The following is a 5,121-nucleotide window of genomic DNA, read 5'->3' as shown; positions in this document are numbered from 1 at the left end:
GGGTCTGGAACAGCGCCGACGCAAAGGGCGAGCCGGTGTTCGAGAGCCTCGACCACGCCAACAAGGTGATGGGCCTGGTGATGGCGTACTACAACGACGTTGCGCGCACGCTCTTCGACCAGCCCGAGCGCTATGGTCCGATCTTCAGCGTCGACAAGCGCCACAACGAGATCATGTGGGAGATCTGGATCGAGGGCTTCGAAAAGGCCGTCAAGCTGAAGCCCGAAGCCTGGGTGCCCCTCGCCACAGCCGATATCGAGGCCGCCAGGGCCTGGACCGGCCTGATGATGCTCGCCGATGTCGCCCGCCGCGATCCCCGCTTCTCCGACGAGCAAATCGACGCCATCACCGCCACCGCCCACGACAGGATCGCCGACTGGGTGATCGAACTCAACGACTGGCGCCTCGCCAACGCCGCCCCGGCGCCGACCATGACAACCCGATCAAACCCCTTCGCCGCTCCGGCTCAGAAGGTCGGGCGAAACGACCCGTGCCCCTGCGGCTCCGGCAAGAAACACAAAAAATGCTGCGGTCTCAACTGAGAGCGCCAAAACTCACAGGGCCGAGACCGGACGGTTACGGCATAAATGACTCCTCAAGTGAAACGGACACATATTATTCGGCAAAGTAACGGACAAGCGGGCCGATACGTTCCCCATGAGGCGGAGCACACGCGGCCCCGCCTCCTCGTTGCAATCAGAACTGCTGTGCGGTCGGACGGATGACAATCGCGTTGACGTCGACGTCATCAGGTTGTTCGACGGCGAACGCGATAGCACGCGCCACCGATGCCGCCGGGATGGCCTGCTTGTAGAAGTCCAGCACCGTCTCGGCAGCCGTGCCAGAGGTCGTGAACTTCAAATCGCTTTCGACAGCTCCAGGCTCGATTGACGTGACCCGGACCTTTTCCCCCACCTCGTGGCGCAAGCCCTCGCTGATCGCGCTGACGGCGAACTTGGTGCCGGAGTAGACCGTGCCGCCCGGTGCGAAAACCTTGATGCCCGCAACCGAGCTCAAGTTGATGATGTGACCGCTGCCCTGCTCGAGAAAACCGGGAAGGGCCGCCGCGATGCCGTAGAGCGTACCCTTCAGATTGACGTCGATCATCTGGTCCCACTCGTCGGTGTTGACCTCGGCCATCGGACGGATCGGCATCAGCCCGGCGTTGTTGATCAGCACGTCGAGGCGGCCGAAGTCGGCAATGATTGCGGCGACGACGGACTGGACCGCCGATTTGTCGGTCACGTCCAGCGCGTAGCTACGTGCCGTGCCGCCAATTGCGGCGATGTCCGCGACGACCTCGTCGAGCCTGTCCTTGCGCCGCGCGGCGATGGCCACCTTGGCGCCGCGTTCCGCGAGAAGACGCGCGGTTTCCGCGCCGATGCCGGTGCTGCCGCCGGTAATGAGAACGACCTTGCCTTCGATACCCTTGGTCACGACTGTATTCCTTCAAGTCAGTTGTTGATTTTTCGCCGGATCGCGGCCCCGCGCCAGCGATAGGCGCGTAGATGAATGAGGCCCAAGAGCCCCGCGCGAAGCGCAGGTGCCAACAGGCCGGTCATCCGCAACACGTCTGTGTCGAACGCCTTTACAAGCCGTGCCGTACCCACCCATTCTTCAGGCTTGCCCATTGGCACCATCCTCAGGTTGACGAGACGGGGTTGAGGACAAACGCGGCGCGCTCGGACAGATCGCCGATCTGAGAGAGGTAATTCTGGAAGTGGGGCGTTGCACGGTGGGCGGCGACTGCATCCGCGTCCGCGTACAGCTCGTCGAGCACGAAACGATTCGGATCGCTCTGGTCCTGCCAGAGATCGTAGCGCAAATTGCCCGGTTCGGCACGGCTTGGCTTTAGCATGGCGTCGAGCAGAGCGCGCAGGCGGTCGACGGTATCCGCACGGGCGGTTAGGACGGCGACGATCTTCACGTTGGCGGTCATGGCACCATACCCTGTCCTGGTTATATCCGAAGCGGGGCGCATCCTGAGCGCCCCGCCCGTCATCCTGGTACTCACGCAGCGGCGCGATCGAGGGCTTCGATCAACGCGTCGGCCATGGCCCGGTCCGACGCGGGATTCTGACCCGTGATCAGTTCCCGGTCCACGACGACATTCGAAGCGAAGTTCTTGTCGGTGACAGAGACGTCGCCACCGGCCGACCGCAGCGCCTTTTCCATGTCGAAGTAGAGTTCGCCCTTCAGCACTTGCTCCTCGGCGATCTTTTCCTCGCTCGCCGAAAAGACTGTCATGCGGTAACCCGCGTAGATCCAGTCTCGCGCCAGGTCGGCCGCCCCGGCGTCATCGCCTTCCTCCAGCGCCTTGCGGAAGGCCGGAGCATCGTCGAGCGCGGCGACAACGACCACCGGTCCGTGGCAGAGGAGCGCGGTCGGCTTGGCCGCCGCGTGGAAGTGACGGAGGATCGTGCCCGCATCGCGGTCCTGCATCAGATCGACGATGGGCGCGTGACCTCCCGGCACGAACACGCCAACGAAGCCGTCCAGACCCTCGTCGACGACCGATTTCAGCGTGCGGACGTCGTTCATGGCCGGGTGGCTGGCGAAGAAGTCCTTGGCGCGCTGGTATGCCGCCTCATCACCGCCGAAGTGGTCCTTCGTGTCGGAGCCGGCGTCGATGTGCGGCTTGGTCCCGTTGGGCGTAGCGAGAACAATATCATAGCCGGCGTCGAGCAGTGCCAGCGCGGGGACTGCCGTCTCGTTGAGATACTGACCGACCGTTGCGGTACTGCCGCTACGCAGACCGAGCTGTGTCGCGTTCGATCCGAGAACGAGAACCTGACCCTTGCTCATCTGACCTCCATGTTCGCGGCGCCCGTCGCCGATGGATGGGAAATGGGCCTCGTTGATATATTCTAGAAGTTTATCTTTCTAATGTCAGATATACGTCTGACAGGATGACTGCATGCGCTACGATCTGAACCTGCTGCCGATCTTCGTCGCGTTGATGGAGGAGCGCAGCGTCACGCGGGCTGCCGAGCGCATGGGCATGACGCAGCCCGCCCTCTCTAACGCCTTGTCGCGTCTGCGACAGATGCTTCAGGACCAGCTGTTCGTACGCGAGCGCTATGGCATCCAGCCGACCCCGATCGCGCTTGAACTCTCACCGCTGATCGCCGAGGCACTCGCCCAGCTCGACGACGCGGTCCTCGGTCAGCAGGCCTTCGACCCCGCACACGCCGAACGGCTCTTCACGATCGCGCCGAACGGCTATGTCGAGTTCGTCATCGTCCCCGCTGTCCTGGCGCGCCTGGAGAAGGTCGCGCCCGGCATCAAGCTCCGCCTGACCCCCTTCGGCAACGATCTTGCGGAAACAGGCGTCGTGTCGGGCACGACGGCACTCGTGCTGGGCCGTATCGTCGATCCGCCCGATAACCTCATCGTCCAGCACCTGATGGATGAAGGCCTCGCTTGCGCGGTCCGCGCCGATCATCCGGCCATCGGCGACGCCATGACGCGCGAGCAGTTCGAGACGATGAAGCATGTCAACATCGTGCCGCCCGGACGGATGCGCGCCGGTTTGTTTCAGGCGCTGGCGCAGCAGCAGCTGAAGCGCGACGTCGCGATCTCCGTGACCAACTTCTTCGCGGCAGCCGAGATGGTAGCGGTGACCGACTATTGCGCCACCCTGCCCTCGCTCATCTGCCGACAGCTGATGCACGACCCCCGGCTGAAGGTCCTGCCCGCCCCGGTCGACCTCGGCAGCTTTCCCGTCGAGATGGCCTGGCACGTCCGTTACCGCCACGATCCCGCCCACCGCTGGCTACGGGCGCTGATCGGCGAAGTCATCACCGACTTCAAGGACAAGACGGCAGCAACAGCCATGACGTCGCCAACGTGATGGACTTCATTCGGCCGGGCGACGCCGGTTGAATTTCACAAACATTCCTTAGGGTCAGGACTCGTTGATCACAGCCAGAAGATGACGGTGGCAGCGAGGGCGATGGCGGAGAAGAAGGCCGTAGGGCAGCGATCGTAGCGGGTGGCGACGCGGCGCCAGTCTTTGAGGCGGCCGAACATGATCTCGATGCGGCTGCGGCGCCGATAGCGGCGCTTATCGTACCGGACGGGCTCGTTGTGCGACCTGCGGCCTGGGATGCAAGGCTGGATGCCCTTGGCCTGAAGAGCGTCCCTGAACCAGTCGGCGTCGTAGCCGCGGTCGCCGAGCAGCCACTGCGCTTTTGGCAGGTCGTCCAGCAGCGCGGCCGCACCGGTGTAGTCGCTGACCTGACCGGCGGTCATGAAGAAGCTCAAGGGGCGACCGTTCGCGTCGGCGACGGCATGGAGCTTGGTGTTCATGCCGCCTTTCGTGCGTCCGATCAGGCGGCCGAGATCCCCCTTATGGATGGCCCGCCCCTCACCGAGTTGCGCTGCTAGGTTTGCAGTTCGGCTCACAAGAGGGAAGGAGCGGATTCATGCAAATCGCGGTGCTTGGTGTTGATTTGGGCAAGAACAGCTGCAGCCTTGTCGGGCTGAACGAGGCGGGCCATGTCGTCCTGCGCCGCCGCATGCGGCGTGAGACGGTTCTGAGCTTCGGAGCCTCGTTGCCTCCATGCGTGATCGCCATGGAGGCGTGCTGCGGCGCGCACCATATGGGTCGCGTGCTGGCTGCGCAGGGGCATTCGGTCAGGCTGATGTCACCGGAATATGTCCGGCCTTATGTGAAGGCGCAGAAGAACGACGATCGCGATGCGGAGGCCATCGCCGAAGCGGCAACGCGGCCGACGATGCGTTTCGTCACTCTCAAATCCGAGGCACAGCTCGACATCCAGACGCTGCATCGTGTCCGCGATCAGCTCGTCGGCGAACGAACGGCGCTGATGAACCAGATCCGGAGTATTCTGCTGGAACGCGGCCATGTTGTTGCGCAGGGACGGGCCAAGCTCGCAGCGCACCTGAGCGGCCTGCTCGACGCCGATGCCGAACCGGGTCTTACCCCACGCATACTTGCACTCGTCGCGGAGGTTCGCGAGCGCTGGCAGGCCCTCGATCAGCGGATATCGGACCTTGTGTCAGGCGCCACGACAAACTGCCCCCCTGACGCCATGAGGAACTGACCCCTCTGGAGAGGAGGTCGGCATGGAAGAGCAAGAGGTTCAGAGTTCTCCG

The 5,121-nt window shown here is 63.6% G+C and carries 6 protein-coding genes and 2 pseudogenes; 3 read left to right on the top strand and 5 right to left on the bottom strand.

The genetic code is table 11. From position 1 onward, the window contains the following. Positions 1-542, top strand: a 542-nt coding sequence (locus tag ACFPN9_RS27900; protein ID WP_377817953.1) for a UPF0149 family protein, incomplete at its 5' end; no start/stop codon positions are given. A 154-nt stretch (positions 543-696) separates the two neighbouring features. Here ACFPN9_RS27900 and ACFPN9_RS27895 read toward each other — a convergent pair. The 4 genes from ACFPN9_RS27895 to ACFPN9_RS27880 form a co-directional block, all read right to left on the bottom strand. After that, a complete protein-coding gene (locus ACFPN9_RS27895) occupies positions 697-1,437 on the bottom strand; it encodes an SDR family oxidoreductase (protein WP_067991382.1) in 741 nt (246 codons plus the stop codon). Positions 1,438-1,454: 17 nt separating this feature from the next. Beyond that, the gene (locus ACFPN9_RS27890; protein ID WP_156450915.1) at positions 1,455-1,631 is read right to left on the bottom strand and encodes a hypothetical protein; all 177 of its coding nucleotides are present in this window, start codon (positions 1,629-1,631) and stop codon (positions 1,455-1,457) included. Positions 1,632-1,642: 11 nt separating this feature from the next. Next, positions 1,643-1,939 (bottom strand): putative quinol monooxygenase, encoded by a 297-nt coding sequence (locus tag ACFPN9_RS27885; RefSeq protein WP_066521495.1) that lies wholly within the window; start codon positions 1,937-1,939, stop codon positions 1,643-1,645. Between the two features lie 71 nt (positions 1,940-2,010). Beyond that, positions 2,011-2,805, bottom strand: coding sequence for a type 1 glutamine amidotransferase domain-containing protein (locus tag ACFPN9_RS27880; protein ID WP_067991385.1), 795 nt, complete (start codon positions 2,803-2,805; stop codon positions 2,011-2,013). A gap of 112 nt (positions 2,806-2,917) precedes the next feature. On the opposite strand from ACFPN9_RS27880, the gene ACFPN9_RS27875 reads away from it, so the two are divergent. Next, entirely contained in the window at positions 2,918-3,853 is a 936-nt protein-coding gene (locus ACFPN9_RS27875; protein WP_067991388.1) for a LysR family transcriptional regulator, read from the top strand. A 68-nt stretch (positions 3,854-3,921) separates the two neighbouring features. Here the strand turns inward: ACFPN9_RS27875 and ACFPN9_RS27870 are convergent. Beyond that, positions 3,922-4,353 (bottom strand): annotated as a pseudogene (locus ACFPN9_RS27870) (IS5 family transposase); the annotation flags it as partial. A gap of 74 nt (positions 4,354-4,427) precedes the next feature. On the opposite strand from ACFPN9_RS27870, the pseudogene ACFPN9_RS27865 reads away from it, so the two are divergent. Continuing rightward, positions 4,428-5,021: pseudogene (locus ACFPN9_RS27865) on the top strand (IS110 family RNA-guided transposase); the annotation flags it as partial. Positions 5,022-5,121: the final 100 nt, after the last annotated feature.

Origin of the sequence: Allobosea massiliensis, assembly GCF_042655245.1 — a bacterium.
GTDB classification, from domain to species: domain Bacteria; phylum Pseudomonadota; class Alphaproteobacteria; order Rhizobiales; family Beijerinckiaceae; genus Allobosea; species Allobosea massiliensis.
This window is presented reverse-complemented; position numbering and strand designations above follow the sequence as displayed.